The sequence below is a fragment of the Streptomyces sp. NPDC025651 genome, from assembly GCF_055558735.1.
On the sequence record NZ_JBVHLZ010000004.1, the window covers coordinates 383,375 to 400,262 of the forward strand.

General features: G+C 72.6%; 17 protein-coding genes. 10 read left to right on the forward strand and 7 right to left on the reverse strand.

Going from position 1 to position 16,888, the window contains the following annotated elements:
* Positions 1 to 45: 45 nt before the first annotated feature.
* The 3 genes from ACZ4D5_RS18105 to ACZ4D5_RS18115 form a co-directional block, all read right to left on the reverse strand.
* Positions 46 to 1,578 (reverse strand): serine/threonine protein kinase, encoded by a 1,533-nt coding sequence (locus ACZ4D5_RS18105; protein ID WP_467773338.1) that lies wholly within the window; start codon positions 1,576 to 1,578, stop codon positions 46 to 48.
* Positions 1,575 to 2,324 carry an FHA domain-containing protein gene (locus ACZ4D5_RS18110; RefSeq protein ID WP_467773339.1) on the reverse strand — a complete coding sequence of 250 codons (750 nt, stop codon included), beginning with the start codon at positions 2,322 to 2,324 and terminating at the stop codon, positions 1,575 to 1,577. Before ACZ4D5_RS18110 ends, ACZ4D5_RS18105 begins: the two co-directional genes overlap by 4 nt.
* Positions 2,325 to 2,472: 148 nt before the next feature.
* On the reverse strand, positions 2,473 to 3,099 hold the full coding sequence (locus tag ACZ4D5_RS18115; protein ID WP_467773340.1) for a hypothetical protein: 627 nt from the start codon (positions 3,097 to 3,099) through the stop codon (positions 2,473 to 2,475).
* A gap of 243 nt (positions 3,100 to 3,342) precedes the next feature.
* Between ACZ4D5_RS18115 and ACZ4D5_RS18120 the strand changes: the two genes are divergently transcribed.
* The 4 genes from ACZ4D5_RS18120 (at position 3,343) to ACZ4D5_RS18135 (ending at position 6,857) form a co-directional block, all read left to right on the forward strand.
* Positions 3,343 to 4,197 (forward strand): bifunctional methylenetetrahydrofolate dehydrogenase/methenyltetrahydrofolate cyclohydrolase, encoded by an 855-nt coding sequence (locus ACZ4D5_RS18120; RefSeq protein ID WP_467773341.1) that lies wholly within the window; start codon positions 3,343 to 3,345, stop codon positions 4,195 to 4,197.
* A 19-nt stretch (positions 4,198 to 4,216) separates the two neighbouring features.
* Complete coding sequence (locus ACZ4D5_RS18125; protein ID WP_467773342.1) at positions 4,217 to 4,690, forward strand: DUF3017 domain-containing protein; 474 nt, start codon at positions 4,217 to 4,219, stop codon at positions 4,688 to 4,690.
* Positions 4,691 to 4,996: 306 nt separating this feature from the next.
* On the forward strand, positions 4,997 to 6,160 hold the full coding sequence (locus ACZ4D5_RS18130) for a sensor histidine kinase (protein ID WP_467773343.1): 1,164 nt from the start codon (positions 4,997 to 4,999) through the stop codon (positions 6,158 to 6,160).
* A 4-nt stretch (positions 6,161 to 6,164) separates the two neighbouring features.
* A complete protein-coding gene (locus ACZ4D5_RS18135) occupies positions 6,165 to 6,857 on the forward strand; it encodes a response regulator (RefSeq protein ID WP_467773344.1) in 693 nt (230 codons plus the stop codon).
* A gap of 102 nt (positions 6,858 to 6,959) precedes the next feature.
* Here the strand turns inward: ACZ4D5_RS18135 and ACZ4D5_RS18140 are convergent, their stop codons facing one another.
* Complete coding sequence (locus ACZ4D5_RS18140) at positions 6,960 to 7,370, reverse strand: peptidoglycan-binding domain-containing protein (RefSeq protein ID WP_467773345.1); 411 nt, start codon at positions 7,368 to 7,370, stop codon at positions 6,960 to 6,962.
* Between the two features lie 284 nt (positions 7,371 to 7,654).
* On the opposite strand from ACZ4D5_RS18140, the gene ACZ4D5_RS18145 reads away from it, so the two are divergent.
* From ACZ4D5_RS18145 to ACZ4D5_RS18155, 3 genes are all read left to right on the forward strand, one after another.
* Complete coding sequence (locus tag ACZ4D5_RS18145) at positions 7,655 to 8,431, forward strand: peptidoglycan-binding protein (protein ID WP_467773346.1); 777 nt, start codon at positions 7,655 to 7,657, stop codon at positions 8,429 to 8,431.
* Positions 8,432 to 8,454: 23 nt separating this feature from the next.
* Complete coding sequence (locus ACZ4D5_RS18150; RefSeq protein ID WP_467773347.1) at positions 8,455 to 9,333, forward strand: helix-turn-helix domain-containing protein; 879 nt, start codon at positions 8,455 to 8,457, stop codon at positions 9,331 to 9,333.
* 389 nt (positions 9,334 to 9,722) lie between these two features.
* Entirely contained in the window at positions 9,723 to 10,250 is a 528-nt protein-coding gene (locus ACZ4D5_RS18155) for a helix-turn-helix domain-containing protein (protein WP_467773348.1), read from the forward strand.
* A gap of 98 nt (positions 10,251 to 10,348) precedes the next feature.
* Here ACZ4D5_RS18155 and ACZ4D5_RS18160 read toward each other — a convergent pair whose 3' ends face one another.
* Entirely contained in the window at positions 10,349 to 10,897 is a 549-nt protein-coding gene (locus ACZ4D5_RS18160) for a peptidoglycan-binding domain-containing protein (RefSeq protein ID WP_467773349.1), read from the reverse strand.
* Between the two features lie 368 nt (positions 10,898 to 11,265).
* On the opposite strand from ACZ4D5_RS18160, the gene ACZ4D5_RS18165 reads away from it, so the two are divergent.
* Positions 11,266 to 12,531: an XRE family transcriptional regulator gene (locus tag ACZ4D5_RS18165; protein WP_467773350.1), complete on the forward strand. Its 1,266-nt coding sequence runs from the start codon at positions 11,266 to 11,268 to the stop codon at positions 12,529 to 12,531.
* 404 nt (positions 12,532 to 12,935) lie between these two features.
* Positions 12,936 to 13,925 (forward strand): malate dehydrogenase, encoded by a 990-nt coding sequence (locus ACZ4D5_RS18170; RefSeq protein WP_467773351.1) that lies wholly within the window; start codon positions 12,936 to 12,938, stop codon positions 13,923 to 13,925.
* Between the two features lie 112 nt (positions 13,926 to 14,037).
* Here the strand turns inward: ACZ4D5_RS18170 and ACZ4D5_RS18175 are convergent, their stop codons facing one another.
* Positions 14,038 to 15,450 (reverse strand): MFS transporter, encoded by a 1,413-nt coding sequence (locus ACZ4D5_RS18175; RefSeq protein ID WP_467773581.1) that lies wholly within the window; start codon positions 15,448 to 15,450, stop codon positions 14,038 to 14,040.
* Between the two features lie 107 nt (positions 15,451 to 15,557).
* Between ACZ4D5_RS18175 and ACZ4D5_RS18180 the strand changes: the two genes are divergently transcribed.
* Positions 15,558 to 16,475 carry a LysR family transcriptional regulator gene (locus ACZ4D5_RS18180; RefSeq protein WP_467773352.1) on the forward strand — a complete coding sequence of 306 codons (918 nt, stop codon included), beginning with the start codon at positions 15,558 to 15,560 and terminating at the stop codon, positions 16,473 to 16,475.
* An 18-nt stretch (positions 16,476 to 16,493) separates the two neighbouring features.
* On the opposite strand, the gene ACZ4D5_RS18185 is transcribed toward ACZ4D5_RS18180, so the two are convergent.
* On the reverse strand, positions 16,494 to 16,862 hold the full coding sequence (locus ACZ4D5_RS18185; protein WP_467773353.1) for a hypothetical protein: 369 nt from the start codon (positions 16,860 to 16,862) through the stop codon (positions 16,494 to 16,496).
* Positions 16,863 to 16,888 lie beyond the last annotated feature (26 nt).

The window sequence follows — 16,888 nt, forward strand, 5'->3', positions numbered from 1 at the left end:
TCGGCTCGGGCGGCCACGGCCGGTACCTGGGACGTCAGAGGGTCCTCAACTCGCCTTGGGCGTGTACTCCTTGAGGTAGCGATCGACGCGGTCGGTGTGGGTGCGGTACTTCGCGGGGACTCCGCCGGACTTGTTCACGACCTGGACAGAGGTGCGGTAGGCGGCGGCGATCAGTGCGGCTCGGGTGCCGTCGAGCCGGTCGGGGCCGTACAGCTGGCGGGCGATGTCGCAGGTGTAGCGGCCCACTGCCGGGATCGAGACGCTGGGCGGGAAAGGCGGCTTCAGATCCTTGATCTTCTTGGGCTTTTTCCTCGGGTCCATCCAGTACCACAGGACACTCGGGGTCCAACGGGCAATGCCGTACTCGTCGTTGGGAGGGTCCGAGAGGTCCGGGTCGAAGTTGCTCTCGACCTTCAGGAGGGCCGCGATCAGGGCCGGCGTGACGTCCTTCTCCTTGCAGTCGTGGGCCGCGTCGACGATCAGCTTGCGGTAGGCCGCGGGGATGCCGCGGTCCGTGCGGAGTTCGTCGGCGCCGTACCGCGCGGGGTCCGGCGGGCGCTCGTCGTCGCGCAGGGCGAGGGCCCCGCCCGTCGCGAGCAGGGCCGTCGCCAGCGCGCCCGAGGCGAGCGCGAGGGGGCGTACCCGGCGGGGGCGCAGGCGGGGGAGCCTGGGGGAGCGGGACGCGCCCGCCGCCTGCTCCGCCCTGCGCAGGAGGGTCTCCGTCTCGTGCGCGGAGCGCTCCTCGTGGGTGCGGGCCAGGCAGTCGGTGACGATCTCCCGCCACTCGGGCGGGAGTTCGGGGGAGAGGCGGAGTTCCTCCGTGCCCCGGGCATAGCTGATCGCGGCGTCCCTGCGGGCCGACGAGGTGCCGCCGGGCAGCGGGAAGGTGCCGGTGAGGGTCTGGTGGGCCAGGACGCCGAAGGCCCAGATGTCGGCGGTGGGGCGGATCTGGCGGCCGCGTTCGCCGATCTCGGACCAGAGGAGTTCGGGCGGGGTGTAGTCGGGCGTGGCGAAGGCGGGCGTGTAGGCGTGGGTGCCCTCCAGCTCGGCGGCCATGTTGAAGTCGGCGAGGCGGGCCGAACCGTCCTTCATCAGAAGGACGTTGGCGGGCTTCAGGTCGCCGTGCACCCAGCCCGCGGCGTGCAGCTGGTGCAGGCCCTCGCAGATCTGCGCGAGCAGCGCGGGCCCCGCGGGATGCGGCTCGGGCAGGTCGAGCAGGGCCGCGAGGGAGCCCTCCGCCCGCTCCAGCACGAGGACGGTGGCGCCGTCGAGCGCGGGGTGCGCCGCGTCGTCGACCGTCAGCGTCTCGTACAGCCTGATCAGGCGCGGACGCTGCACTCGGCGCAGCAACTCGACCTCGCGCTCGGCCAGTTCGCGCAGATGGCTCAGCCTGCGCGGGGTGCTCAGACCGGTCGGCAGGAACTTCAGCGCGGCCGTCTGCGGCACACCGTCGGCGGGTGCGGTGCGCCGGGCGGCGTACACACTGCCGAAGGCGCCGCTCGCGAGCGGTTCGCGGACGCTCCAGGGGCCGACGCGGTAGCCCTTGGGCACCTCGACGGCGTACGGGTCCTCGGTCATGGGCGCGCCCCGCTCCGGGGCGGCGAGAGCACCACCAGGTCGTCCTCGCGCACGAGGTCGAAGCGCAGCGCGAGGGAAACCAGGGACTCCTTCTTGCCGTTCAGGCGCGCGCCGGGCTCGGCCGAGTCCGGCGCCGGCTTCAGGCGCAGCTTCACCGCGAGGTAGTCGATGTTCCACTGCACGGTGGCCCGGCTCACCGTGGGCCAGCCGGGCCGCAGGCGCTCCACGACCTGGTCGACGGTGGGCGGCGGCGCGTGCGGCGCACCGCGAAGGCGTGGCTCGCACAGGGCGGTGAGCACCGCGAAGTACCGCTTGGTGCGGTCGACGGAGAAGGACGGCCGGGTGGTGGCGCCCTCCGCGCCCGTCCCGCCGCGCAGGAAGTCGTGGCGCGGCGCCCACACGTCGAAGTGGAGGAGGTCGCCGGAGGCCGGCAGGACCACCCGGGAGAACTCGAACGGCACGGGGGCGTCCAGGCGGCCCGGGCCGATCTTGATGTGCTCGCCCGCGCCTTCGGGGTTCTCCACCACGTACGTCTGGTGGGTGCTGAGGTTGCTCAGTATCCAGAAGGCGCCGTGCGCGGTGATCTCGCCCGCCGTGCGGGAGACCCCCTCGTGGTCGATCCTCAGGCCGTTGTCCTCCGCGGACCGGCCGAAGGCGAGGCGTTCGCCGGGTCCGAGCCGGATCTGTGCGCCGCTCTCCCCGGGAGCGTCCGGCATGAGGGGTGGTACGACGATGATGCTGTACAAGGCTCCGTCCCCCGTTCCTCGGCAGCCAGTGCGGCACAGGATAGGGCGACGACCAAGGGCCGTACCCCTCATATGCGGTGAGAGGTACGGCCCTTGGGTGAAGTTGGCGTAAAGACGCCCAACCGGTGAGGTCGGGAGGCCAACTCGCTCAGTAGCGCGGGCGGTTGAACCACGCCGTGCCGCTCGGGACGACCGGGGCCATCGTGATGATGACGGCGAAGACGACCCAGATCAGCGGGCCGATGACGGCGGTCGCGAAGCCGGAGTCCAGGCCGATGAAGAGGCCGATGAGGCCGACGATGCCGCCGAGCGCGCCGTAGACCACGGTCGTGATGCGCACGCCCTGGCCGCCGCGGCTGAACTTCACGCCGAGCGTGATCGACAGGGCCGCGAGGCCGGCCGCGATGAGCGCGATGATCACGAAGACGCCGGTGGCCGCGTCGCCGAAGTCGCCCGCGTCGCTGAACCCGATCTCGTCGGCGCTGTCGGAGACGTCGTTCGCGACCGCGGCGGCGTACAGGTAGCCGATCGCCGCCAGGATCTGCACCGCCGAGATGAGGAACAGGAAGACCCGTGCCGTGACCAGGAGTCCCGGCATCGTCTGCTGCATCATGTTGCCGCCCGGGTAGCCGGGGTAGGCCGGCTGCTGCGGGTAGCCGTAGCCCTGCTGGGGCGGGACGCCGGGCGGGGTCTGCTGGGGGTAGCCGTACCCGGGAGCGGCCGGGGGCTGCTGGGGCGGCTGCCCGTAGGGGTTGTTCGGGTCGCCGTAACTCATGGCGGTCTTCCTCCGTCGGGTAGTGCGGGGACGACGCGGCACATCACGGAGGAAGTTCTACAGATGCGGTCCGTCCCCCCGACACTGCCCGCGGCACTGTGCCGCATATCGTTCTTTAGCCATGGCTTATTTGTCCAGCCGCATTCCGTATGTGTTGTGCAAGTGCAACCTCCTGAACAGCGGGTGGGCCGCAGGAGTGCCCTGATTGGTACCGGGCGGGGCTCATCCGGGAAGATGGGAGGCATGACCGCCCAGATTCTCGATGGCAAGGCCACCGCAGCCGCGATCAAGTCCGAACTGACCGCCCGCGTGGCGGCCCTGAAGGAGAAGGGCGTCACGCCCGGACTCGGCACCGTCCTGGTCGGCGACGACCCGGGCAGCCAGAAGTACGTCGCCGGCAAGCACCGCGACTGCGCGCAGGTCGGCATCGCCTCGATCCAGCGCGAACTGCCCGCCACGGCCTCCCAGGAGGAGATCGAGGCGGTCGTCCGCGAGCTCAACGAGGACCCGGCCTGCACCGGGTACATCGTCCAGCTGCCGCTGCCCAAGGGCATCGACGAGAACCGCATCCTGGAGCTGATGGACCCGGCCAAGGACGCCGACGGTCTGCACCCGACGAACCTCGGCCGCCTCGTCCTGAACGAGCCCGCGCCGCTGCCCTGCACCCCGTACGGCATCATCCGCCTGCTCCGGCAGCACGACGTGGAGATCAAGGGCGCCGAGGTCGTCGTCGTCGGACGCGGCGTGACCATCGGCCGGCCCATGCCGCTCCTTCTCACTCGCAAGTCCGAGAACGCCACGGTCACCCAGTGCCACACCGGCACCCGTGACCTCGCCGCGCACCTGAAGCGGGCCGACATCATCGTCGCCGCCGCGGGCGTGCCGCACCTGATCAAGCCCGAGGACGTGAAGCCGGGCGCCGCGGTCCTGGACGTCGGCGTCTCCCGCGACGAGAACGGCAAGATCGTCGGCGATGTCCACCCGGGCGTCGCCGAGGTCGCGGGCTGGATCTCCCCGAACCCGGGCGGCGTCGGCCCGATGACCCGCGCCCAGCTCCTGGTGAACGTCGTCGAGGCCGCGGAACGCTCCGCGGGCTGAACCGGAAAGGGCCGAGGCCATGAGCGCAGAACGCGACCCGGGGGACACCCCGGAGGCTTCCCGGGCCAAGGGCGCCATCAGCGCGCCGGGCCCGGACGGGCGGCCGCGGAAGGTGTCGCGCCGCTTCCCGCTGTTCACCCGGGACACCGCGAGGCCCGAGGGCGGCGGCCGGGCCGCGCCCGGTGACGCGCCCGCGCCGGCCCGCCAGTGGCCGCTGCTCGGGGTCGTCTCCCTGGTCGGGCTCGGGCTGCTGCTCACCGCGCTCGACGTGTTCCGCGTCGGCACGATGCTGGTCGGCATCGCGCTGATCGGCGGCGCCGTGCTGCGCTGGGCGCTGCCGGACGTGGGCATGCTCGCGGTGCGCTCCCGCTTCACGGACATGGTCACGTACGGGGCGCTCGGCCTCGCCATCGTGCTCCTCGCGATGATGGCGCAGCCCCAGCCGTGGCTGGAGATCCCGTTCCTGGACGACACCCTGCACTACACGATCTAGACCCTGCACTGCACGATCTAGGCGGTGCGCGTGCGGTGCCGGGCACCGCGTGAGCCTCGTACGACGGTGGCCCGTCCTCCCCCGAGGGGACGGGCCACCGTCGTGTGGACCGGGGTCCCCCGCCGTCGCCTCCCCGCGACGGCCCGCGGTCCGTTTTCCGACGCTACGGTCCGCCGCCCGTCGTGACGTCGCACGCTCGGTTGAACTTCGCCTACCACTTGCGTGGTAGGCCTCCGGTTCCTGCAACTTCCGCGGTACCGCGGCTGGTTGACGTTCCACCGCCCGTACGCGGGTTACGCTGCGGCGATGCGGATCCGCCCCCTTGCCGTCGACGCGCTCATCGCGGTCGCCCTGACCACGGTGGCCGTGCTGCTCGGGCAGGAGTCCGCCAAGCAGGGCTGGCCCGAACTGGACGCCAGGGGCTACGTGTTGGTGGCGCTGGTCAACCTGCCGGTCGTGTTCAGGAGCAAGGCGCCGCTCACGGTACTGCTCGTCGTGCACGCGGTGTGCCTCGTGTACATCACCGCCGGCTACTGGCCCGTCGTGAACACCTTCGGGCCCATGCTCGCCGTCTACACCCTCGCCTCCCTGCGGCCCCTGCGCGTCGCCCTGCCCGGCGCCGCGCTGATGTGCGCCGTCTGGATCCACGCCGGTCTGGTCAGCGAGGGCTCCGTGATGGCCTCCGTCATCGGCCAGGCCGTCGGCTTCTCCCTCGTCCTGCTGCGCTTCGGCCACGTCGCGCATCAATCCGCCGAACTGGCCCGGGAGTTGAAACGGGAGCAGGACGAGCGGGCCCGGCGTGAGGTCGCCGAGGAGCGGGGGCGGATCGCGCGCGAGCTGCACGACGTCGTCGCCCATCACATGTCGGTGATATCCGTGCAGGCGGGCCTCGCCACGTTCGTCTTCGGCTCCGACCCCGCCACCGCGCGCGCCGCGCTCGGCACCATCGCGGGGACCAGCGGCGAAGCCCTCGAAGAGCTGCGCCGCATGCTGCGGGTGCTGCGCGCCGAGGGCGGCGGGCACGACGACGAGGCCCCCGCGGCACCGATGCCCGGCCTCGCCCGCCTGGAGGAGATGGTCGAGCGGGTGCGCGCCGGAGGCGTCACCGTCGAGCTGCGCGTCACGGGAACGCCCCGCCCCCTCGCGCCCGGCGTGGAGCTGTGCGCGTACCGCGTGGTGCAGGAAGCGCTGACCAACGTGCTGAAACACGCCCACGGCGCCGCGGCCGCCGTCGAACTCGCCTACAGGAACGGCCATATCGAGGTGTCCGTCACCGACGACGGAAAGGGGGTGATTCCGGCCAGAGTACGCACCGGTAGCGGGCATGGCTTGCTTGGGATGCGGGAGCGGGCCAAGCTCTACGGCGGGACGATCAGCATCGGCCCGCTGAGCGAGGGAGGGTTCGCCGTGCGACTCACCCTGCCGACCTCGGCACGGGCCGCGGCGCGGGGGGACGACGCATCGGAATGACCGGATGACCGCTTCCATCAAGGTGCTCGTCGTCGACGACCAGTTCCTCATCCGTGCGGGGCTGGTGGGGCTGCTGCGCGCCGCGCCCGGCATCGAGGTCGTGGGCGAGGCGGGCGACGGCGACGAAGCCGTGGAGCTCGCCGCGCGGACCGCGCCCGACGTCGTCCTGATGGACATCCGCATGCCCGGCATGAACGGCATCACGGCCACCGCGAAGATCCTCGAGCAGGCGCCCGAACCGCCGCCGCGCATCCTGGTGCTCACCACCTTCGACCTCGACGAGTACGTGTACGGGGCGCTGCGCGCGGGCGCCTCCGGGTTCCTGCTGAAGGACTCCGGGCCCGAGCGGCTGCTCGCCGCGGTGGCGGCCGTCGGCGGCGGCGACGCGCTCTTCGCGCCCAGCGTGACGCGGCGCCTGGTCGAGGCGTTCGCGCGGCAGGCGGCGGGGGCCGACGCCGAGGAGGGGCGCACACCTCCCGATCTCGGGGTGCTGACCCTGCGCGAGGTCGAGGTCCTGAAGCTGATCGCGCGCGGCCTGACCAACGCGGACATCGCCGAGCGGCTCTACATCAGCGAGGCCACCGTCAAGACGCACCTCAACCGCACGATGGGCAAGCTCGACCTCGACAGCAGGGCGCAGGCGGTGGTGGTGGCGTACGAGACGGGGCTGGTGACGCCGGGGGGCGGCGGCGGGTAGACGTGCGGGGCGGCTCGCAGTCGTGCGGGCGGCGGCTCGTGGACGTGCGGGCGGCCCGTCCTCTCCCCCGGGGAGGACGGGCCGCGCTCGTGCGCAGGGTGCTCAGCGCTGGCAGAAGCTCTTGTTCGTGTCCGGGTGCAGCACCTTCCAGGTGTTCGGGCCCACCACGCCGTCCACGGCGATGTCGGGCTTGCGGGTCTTGTTGCAGTTCTGCTGGCTGACCTTCACGGCGTGCGCGGTCTTCTCGCCGTACCAGCCGTCGATCTTGACGTAGTCGCCCCAGCCCCAGACCTTGTTCAGGAGGCACTGGGCGTGCTTGATCGCCTTGCCGTCGTTGGAGCCGATGTACAGGGTCGGGTGGCCGCCCTTGTAGCCGCAGGGAGCGGCGACCTTGGCGGTGCTCTCGGGCTGGGCCGCGCCCGCCGGCGTGCTGGACAGGACGCCGCCCGCGAGGCCGCCCGCGAGGGCCAGGGAGGCGAAGCCGACGGTGAGGCGCTTGCGCGTGCTGATCATGGTTCCCCCGGTGGTTGTCGGTGTGGAGGGCGGCGCGGAGTGGACCGCGCCGCCCGGTGTGCACCACTGACACTGCCGTGACGGGCGGGTCAACGGCCAGGAGAAATGGCCGAGTTGGGCCCTTCGGGGATGTCCCACGCGCTGACCTGCGGGGATGGGCCGCCCGGTGACGCGATCGTGGGACGGGGGCGGCGGGGCCGGGGAACCGGTGTGTCTGCAGCCGCCATCCTTCGTGGGGACAAGGGCGCCTGTCGCCTCGGGGGAGGACGCGAATGGAGTGGAACATGTCGCGTTGGAAGGAACTGCCGGTATCGCTGGGGGACCGGGAGCGGGAACTCGTGGTCCAGCTGCGGCGGTTGAAGGACCGCAGCGGGCTGAGTCTGGCCTCGCTCTCCGCCAAGACCTCGTACAGCCGCTCCTCCTGGGAGCGCTATCTCAACGGCAAGCTGCCCGTGCCGCGCGAGGCCGTCGAGGAGCTGGCGCGGGTGTGCGGGGCGGAGTCGACGCGGCTTCTGGTGCTGCACGAGGTCGTGGTGGCGTCGGGAGGGGGCGGGGCCGGGACCGGGGGTGTCGGGGCAGGGGCCGCGATTGGGGCCACCGGGGCCGAGTCGGTGCCCGGGTCCGAGGCGGCGCCGGATGCGGGGCGGCGGAGGCGACGTGTGCCGCTGCGGCTCGCGGTCGTCGGTGCCGTGCTCGCCATGGCCGCGGGATTCGGCGCCGGGCTTCTCGCCGGGGGCGCGTGGTGGGGCGACGATGAACAAGGGCTGGGTGTGTACTCGTATCAGAAGGGGCGTACGTACGACTGCGACGACGGCCGCGAGGACGGCGCGCGGTACGCCGGGTACAGCCTGACCCGGGAGGCCCTGCTCGACCGGGGCGGCAGCGGCTGGGAGGTCGTCGAGGCCCAATGCCTCCTGAAGCGGGCCGGGTTCGGGGCGGGCGCGGTCGACGGCGCGTACGGGGACGGCACGAAGAGGGCGGTCACGCGCTTCCAGCGGGCGCGCGGCCTGGTGGACGACGGGATCGTGGGGCCCGACACCTGGGGGGAGTTGCGCAAGTGAGTGCGGATCGGCCTGGTGGCCTTGTGCCGACGCCGCCCGCCGAGTGCGGCCGACTGAGCGCGGCGCTGCGGGAGTTGCGGGAGCGTACCGGACTGAGCCTGGCGGCGCTCGCCCTGCGCACGCCGTACAGCAAGTCGTCCTGGGAGCGGTATCTCAACGGCAAGAAGCCCGCGCCGCGCCAGGCGGTCGTCGCGCTGTGCGGCCTCGCGGGGGAGGAGCCGGGGCGGCTGCTCGCGCTGTGGGAGCTGGCGGACGCGGCGTGGAGCGGGCGGGCGGCGCGGAGCGGGGGGACGGGACCGGGCGTGGCGGATGCCGCTGCCGGGGGCACTGCTTCCGGAGCCGGGGGTTCTGTTCCCGGGGCTTCGGCGGAGGCGGTCGGCCCGGTGGCCCGGCGGCGTCGGGGCGCCGTTCTCGCCGCGGGCGTCGCGGCGGCGGTCGTGCTCGCGGGGCTCGCCGTGGTGGCGGGAGCCGGCACGGGGAGCGGGGAGCGCGGCGGGCCCGGGACGGCGCGGGGGACCGCGCCCGCGCCCTACGAACCACGGTGCGTCGGGAAGGCCTGCGAGGGCCGGGACCCGGTACGGATGGGCTGCGGCGGACAGGGGCAGGTGACGTCGCTCGCCGTGCGCGACTTCGACGACGCCCGCCGCGTCGAGCTGCGGCACGGCAAGGCGTGCCGCGCGGTGTGGGTGCGTGCCAGGGGGCTGCGCCCCGGGGACCGGGTCGAGCTGACGGTGCCGGGGGCCGTGCGGAAGGCGGTCGCGGCGGACGAGGCGCGGGACGCGCGGCGCTATCTGGCCACACGGATGACCGCGGCGGGCGGGGGCGGGTCCGGTGGGCCTTCCGGGGCGCGGGTCTGTCTGGTGACGGCGGGGAGTGAAGGGCGGCAGTGCTTCGGGGAGTGAGGCCGCTTCGGGCGCGGATTTCGGTGGCGGGCGTCCTGATCGAGGTGCGGAACACGAGAGACGGCGCCCGTCCTCTCCCCCGTGGGAGGACGGGCGCCGCCGATTCGGAAGGGTGCTTCCTGCTGGATTCTCCCGATGTAAGCGGTGCGTTCCGCTCGAGATCCAGAGTCATGGACCCGCCAAGCGCGTTCAAGGGATGCCAGGTCCCTGTGGCACGGAGGTGACCATTCCGCAACGGTGTTCGGGGAGTGCTACGACCCTGGTCCGAAGCTTGTGACGGAGCCGGGCGGTAGCCGGGCGGAACCATTCCGCCGTGTCCGGCCGTCACTTCCGCCAAGCGGGCGGGACAGCTCGCCGAAGCGGGGCGGGCGAGGCTCGGGGGGTGGGCCATGGGTACGGGCTGGCAGCCTCTTCCAGAGGGACTTCCGCCGGAGGTGCGGCACTTCGTCGAGCAGCTGAGGCTGCTCAAGGACCGAACGGGGCTCAGCCTGGTCGCCCTCGGCCAGCGGACCGCGTACAGCAAGTCCTCCTGGCAGCGCTACCTCAACGCCCAGCAGCCCCCGCCCCGCCAGGCGGTCGCCGCGCTGTGCCGGGTGGCGGGCGTCGACTGCGAACGCTTCGGCGTGCGCTGGGAGTTGGCGGTGCGGGCCTGGCCTCGGGGCGGGCTGGAGCGGGGCGGCGCCGAGGACGCCGTGGAGCGTGTCCCCCCGGTGCGGGAAAGCGTCGGCGGGCGTAACGGCGAGGAGCCGACCGTGCCCTGGTGGGAGCCGGTCCCTCCGCTGGTGCGCGAGGAGCGGGAGGAACCGCACGGACACCGCGCCGGCCCGTCCTGGCGGTTCGTCGCCTGCGCCGCGCTCGTCGTCGTCGCGGTGCTGCTCGCCGGGGTGCTGTGGCTCCTCGTGCGGAGCGCGGGCTGAGGTCGCGCACGAAGGGCACGCGCCGGGCACGCGCCGAGGGGACCGCCTCCGCGTGGCGGTCCCCCGGGGGGGTGCGGTGCGGCGTGCGCCGCCGTGGATCAGCTGCGCCAGTCGTACGCCGCCTTCTCCCACTGGTCGTAGACCTTCACGTGGTACGTGCCGCCGATCCGCTTGAACGTCACGTCGTGGCTGTAGCCGCTGTACGTGACCCAGCCGCCGCTGCCGTTCGGCCCGTCCAGGAAGTCGTCCGCGGCCCCGAAGGTCTCCTTGCCCGCGATGCCGTCGACGTCCTCGAGGTCTTCGTTGTGCTGCCAGTACTTGGTGGCCGACGCGGTCTTCTTGCCGAAGCGGCCGTCGATGTCCGACTTCTTGAACGTGTGCTGCTGCCCGTTGCCGTCCTTCCACTTGGCGCCGTCCGCGTACAGGACGGTCTGCCACAGCCGCGTGGCGTTGCTGTCCGCGTGGCTCCAGCGCGACAGCTCGCCCTCGTCGCCCCAGTCGTTGTACGCGGCGCCCTTGCCGTCGACGACGTGCGGCCCGGTGGCCTGGGCGAGCGGCGCGACGCCGCCGAGCGCGAGGCCCGCCCCCGCCGCCACGGCCACCGCCGCCATGATGAGCCTCTTCGGCCTGCCCTGGGTGTTGCGCATGTGATCCCCCTAGTGGTGCGCTGACTGCCCTCGATGCTTCCGCGTCGGGGACCGTGGAAAAAGGGTCAACTCCCGCAATCGGGAAGCTTTGGGACGTCCCGGGTCGCAGCCTGGGGTTCCGCGTCGGGGAGCGGGACGGCGGTGGGACACTGGAACCGGGACCACGGGCCCGGACCGTGGGCTGCGGGGAGTGCGACCGTGCACGCCAGTGGCCCGAATGCTCCCGTGCGCCCCCACTCCGGGAACTGACATCCTGGCTTTGCGCATCCCTCTGGGTAGTCCAGAAGGACTTCGCGGGGACGGCGCAGGGTCGGCGCGGGGTCGGCGCGGGGGCAGGACAGGCACGTACGGGGGGAATAGGGGGAGCAATGCCTCGTTGGAAGGCGCTACCGGATGAGCTCGATCCGCAGGTCAGGGAGTTCGCCAGCCAGCTGCGCAGGCTGGTCGACCGCAGCGGTCTGAGCATCGCAGCGGTGTCGGACAGGACCGGCTACAGCAAGACGTCGTGGGAGCGCTATCTGAACGGGCGGCTGCTCGCGCCGAAGGGGGCGATCGTCGCGCTGGCCGAGGTGACGGGGACGCCGCCGGTGCACCTCATCACCATGTGGGAGCTCGCGGAGCGCGCCTGGAGCCGCTCCGAGATGCGGCACGACATGACCATGCAGGCGATCCGCATCTCCCAGGCGCGGGCCGCGCTGGGGGAGTTGGGGCCCCACCCCACCGGATCCGCGAAGTCCTCCAAGTCCTCCAAGTCGGCCAAGGAGCCCAAGCCTTCCGGTTCCGCGAAGCCTGGCGGTGGGGCCGGGGCTGGTGCCGGCGCCGGTGCCGCTGCCGCGCGTAACGGCTCCGGCGGGCTCGGACGTGCGACGGGGGTGGCCGGGCCTGCGGGGGTGGTGCCTACCGTGCCGCCTCAGGCTCCCGGGCCCGCGGGGGCTGCCGGGTCCGCGGGGGCTGCCGGGTCCGCTTCCAGTTCTGCGTACGGGGCCTCCGCCTCTCAGGGGTCGTACGGTTCCCAGGGCTCGTACGGCGATGTCTCCGCGTCCGCCTTCGGGGATGCCGGACGGGGCGCCGCCGGTGCGCCGCCGCCCGGCACGCGCGAGCCGCTGCGGGGCGGGGACTCGCCCGACGGGCAGCGGCGGCGCAGGAAGCTGACCATGTTCCTCGCGGGGGTGGTCGGCGCCCTCGTCGTCATCGCGGCCGCGGTCTTCCTGACCGGCTTCGGCGGCGACGACAAGGGGGACGACGCGTCCAAGCCGCCCGCGGCGCCGACGACCAGCGACGACAACCTGCCTGCCGGGGTCGAGTGCAACGGCAAGGACTGCGCGGGCAAGGACCCCGAGAACATGGGCTGCGGCGGTGAGTTGGCGAAGACCACGTCGCGGGCCACGGTCGGCAAGGCGCTGGTCGAGGTGCGGTACAGCAAGACGTGCGGGGCCGCGTGGGCGCGGATCACGCAGGCGACTCCGGGGGACGAGGTCACCATCACGGGGTCGGGCGGGGGAGCGGAGGCCAAGCAGAAGGGCACGGTGAACGCGGACTTCGACGCGTACACCCCGATGGTGGCGGTCAAGAACGGCACGGCGGCGAAGGCCTGCGCGACGCTGGCGTCCGGCCAGACGGGCTGCACGGAGTAGCCGCGGGCGAGCGGGGGTTCGTCCGCGGGGCGTCGGCGGTGGAGGTGCTGCCGCCCCGCACAGAAAAGTCAGGGGGCAAGGGGAATGACACGCCTCCCGGAGGGCAGGCGCACCGTACCCCCACGGGAGTGGTCACACCCCCACGGCGGCCGCCACGCTCCCTCTCCCGAGGTGGCGGCCGCCCCCGGGGAAACGCTGTGGGCGGGGCCACACGGACCCGGCGGCCAGGGGTGGGCGGGGCGCGATAGCCTGACGGCGGATCTCTCTTGATGCCAAGAGATCGATCATCGAGAGGCGATCGAGGACTCGAAGAAGGCGTCGGCGGGGATCCAGGAAAGAGGGGATCCGGTACACCAGTACGAAGGACAGGGACCCCCACCGCCAGCTGTCTTACGGAGATCGCCATGACCCGCACTCCCGTGAATGTCACCGTCACCGGCGCGGCCGGCCAGATCGGCTACGCGCTGCTCTTCCGCATCGCCTCGGGCCACCTGCTCGGCGCGGACGTGCCGGTCAACCTGCGCCTTCTGGAGATCACGCCGGCCCTGAAGGCCGCCGAGGGCACCGCCATGGAGCTCGACGACTGCGCCTTCCCGCTGCTGAACTCGATCGAGATCAGTGACGACCCCAACGTCGCCTTCGACGGTGCGAACGTCGCTCTGCTCGTCGGCGCCCGCCCCCGCACCAAGGGCATGGAGCGCGGTGACCTCCTGGAGGCCAACGGCGGCATCTTCAAGCCGCAGGGCAAGGCCATCAACGACCACGCCGCCGACGACATCAAGGTGCTGGTCGTCGGCAACCCCGCCAACACCAACGCGCTCATCGCGCAGGCCGCCGCCCCGGACGTACCGGCCGAGCGCTTCACCGCGATGACCCGCCTGGACCACAACCGCGCCCTGTCGCAGCTGGCGAAGAAGACGGGCTCGTCCGTCGCCGACATCAAGCGGCTCACCATCTGGGGCAACCACTCGGCCACCCAGTACCCGGACATCTTCCACGCGGAGATCGCCGGAAAGAACGCCGCCGAGGTCGTGGGCGACCAGGCCTGGCTCGCCGACGAGTTCATCCCGACCGTCGCCAAGCGCGGCGCCGCGATCATCGAGGCCCGTGGCGCGTCCTCGGCCGCCTCCGCCGCCAACGCCGCCATCGACCACGTCCACACGTGGGTCAACGGCACCGCCGAGGGCGACTGGACCTCCATGGGCATCCCGTCGGACGGTTCGTACGGCGTTCCGGAGGGGCTCATCTCCTCCTTCCCCGTCACCACCAAGGACGGCAAGTACGAGATCGTCCAGGGGCTCGAGATCAACGAGTTCTCTCGTGCGCGCATCGACGCGTCCGTGAAGGAGCTCGCCGAGGAGCGCGAGGCCGTGCGCGGTCTCGGCCTCATCTGAGTCGGCCTCATCTGAGTCGGCCTCGTCCGAGTCGGCCTCGTCCGAGGCGCACGACTTCCGCGTGATCGCCCCGGCAGCAGCTGCTGCCGGGGCGATCACGTTTCTGCGGGCCTCACGTCTTCCGCGTCCCGCCGTAGCCGAGTGCGACCAGTGCCGCCGCGGCGATCACCACGAGCGCCACGATCCGCAGCGCCGCCTCCATGCCGCCCGCGAAGCCGCCCGAGGCGTGCGAGGCGAGGGCCGTGCCGGTGACGGCCACGCCGAGTGCCGCGCCGACCTCGCGTGCCGAGGTGCTGAGGCCGGAGCCCAGGCCCGCCTGGTGGGGCGGGAGCGAGCCGACGACGCTCAGCGTGAGCGTGGGCATGCACAGGCCCGTGCCCGCCGAGATGACCAGGAGCCAGCAGGCGTAGATCGCGTAGGGCGTCGAGCCGTTCGCGGTGGACGCGCCAAGCAGGCCCAGGCCGATCAGGAGCAGACCACCGCCCGCCACCACGCGCGGCGGTCCCGACCAGCGCGCGGCGAGCCTGGGCACGAGCACCATGCCGATGGTCAGCGGGATGATCGCGAGGCCCGCGCGTGCGGCGCCGTATCCCTTCTCGTACTGCAGGTACTGCGAGTTGACGTAGAAGAGGGAGAAGAGGCCGAAGAAGCTTGCCGCCGTGCCGAGCGTCGCGGCGCGCAGGCGCGGCGTGGCGAAGACCCGGGGGTCGAAGAGCGGGGCGCGCGAGCGCAGGGCGTGCGCCACGAACAGCGCGACGAGGGCCGCGCCGATCGCGAAGGCGGCCAGGATGCGCGCGGACGTCCAGCCGTACATCGGGCTCTCGATGATGCCGAAGAGCAGCGCGAGCAGACCGCCGGTGAGCAGGAGCGTGCCGAGCGGGTCCAGGGACGGTGCCCGGTCCCCGACCGTCCTGTCCGTACGGGGCGTCGTGCGGGCCACGGCGAGGGCGAGCAGCGCGGCGAGCGGCACCACCACCCAGAACAGCGCGCGCCAGGACAGGTACTGGCCGACGAGTCCGCCGCCGAGGTTGCCCGTGAGGCCGCCGAGCCCGGCGGCGAGCGTCCAGGAGGCGACGGCGCGCGGCCGCTCATCCTGCGAGGCGACGCGCATCAGGATCGACATGGTCGCGGGCATGATCAGCGCGGCGCCCGCACCGGAGACGCCGCGCCCCGCGATCAGCATCGTGGGGGAGACGGCGAGCGCGCTGACGGTCGCGCCCGCGGCGAAGAGGCCGAGTCCGCAGAGCAGCGCGCCCTTGCGGCCGTACCGGTCGCCGAGCGCGCCGGCCGGGATGAGGAGCCCCGCGAAGACGATGACGTACGCGTCGACGATCCACAGGAGTTCGCTCGACGAGGGGTGCAGACCGGACGAACTCAGCTGCGGCACAAGGAGGTTGATGGCGGCGACCATGCCCTGGGCGACGAGCACGCAGGCGCAGAGGGTGAGCAGCGTCGAACGCTTCAGCGGGGATTCGGACTTCGCGGGCGGGGCCGCTGATGTCGATTGCGGTGTCGGCGGCTTCAGGGCAGGCGAGGGCAAGGCTCCTCCTCGGGAGCGTCGTGGTGTGGGATGCCTTGCCACCGTAGGCTCGACCCTGACTTGCTTTCCAGTGCAACTTTCACAAGGGATTGATGCGTGTGACGCAATCCAGTGGTGCCGGGCTCGATCTCAACCTGCTGCTCGCCCTCGACGTCCTGCTCGACGAACAGAGCGTGTCCGGTGCGGCCCGCAGGCTGCATCTGTCGGAGCCCGCGATGAGCCGCACCCTCGGACGCATCCGCAAGGCTCTCGGTGACCCCGTCCTCGTACGGGCCGGGCGGCAGATGGTGCCGACGCCGCACGCGCTGGCCGTGCAGGCCGAGGTGAGCGCGGTGGTGGAGCGGGCCCGCGCGCTCTTCGCCGGGCCCGGCGCCGTCGACCTGCGCACGGTCTCCCGCACCCTCACGATCCTCGGCTCCGACGCGATCGCCGCCGCGTACGGCCCCGCGCTCTTCGCCCGCGCCGCCGACGAGGCCCCCGGCGTACGGCTGCGCTTCCTCGGCGAGAGCCACGTCGACGAGCCCATGCTGCGGCAGGGCATCGCCGATCTGGAGCTCGGCGTGATCGACACGACGGCGCCCGAGGTGCGGGTGGAGACGATCCGCGAGGACCGGATGATCGGCATGGCGCGGCCCGGACACCCCCTGTTGAAAGGGAAGTTGACGGTGCGCCGGTTCGCGGCGGTCGACCATGTGACCGTGTCTCGCAGAGGGCGGCTGTCCGGGCCGCTGGACGCCGCGCTCGCCGAACTCGGTCTGAACAGGCGGGTGGTGGGCAGCATGGCGACGTTCTCGTCGTCCGTCTTCGTCCTGCTGCGCACGGACCTGGTGGGCCTGGCCGCGTCATGGACCCGCCCTCTCGCGGAGGCCCTGGGCCTGGTCACCTTCGAGGTCCCGGTGGACCTGCCGCCCCTCCCGCTGGGCATGGCCTGGCACCCGCGCCACGACGCGGACCCGGCGCACGCGTGGCTGCGGACGTGCGCGCGGGACCTGCTCGTGGCTCAGGAGTGAGCGGGACCTGCTCGTGGCTCAGGAGTGAGGGGTCCCCGCCGCCTGCAGCGCCGCCGCCTCCTTGGACAGCCGCACCGCCGACGCCAGGCTCAGGCCCGGCTCGGCCTGGCGCAGGGCCTTGACCGCGTGGACCGAGTCGGCGGGGCCCGTGTGTCCGGAGGCGGCGATCCGGCGCAGGGCCCAGCGGCCGCGCACCTCGGTGTCCGGGACGGCGGCCGTGCGCGCGACGAGCTCCGCCGCGCGCTCCAGGCCGGGGCGCTCCCTCTCGTCGGCCGTCGCGAGCGCCTCGCGCAGCTCGTCCGCGACCGCGTCCGTGTCGCGCAGGGCGATCACCATCAGTTCCCGCTTGGTGCCGAACATCTTCCCGCTTCCTGCCTTCGTGGTCATTGCTGCCGTACTCGAAAATGTAGTAC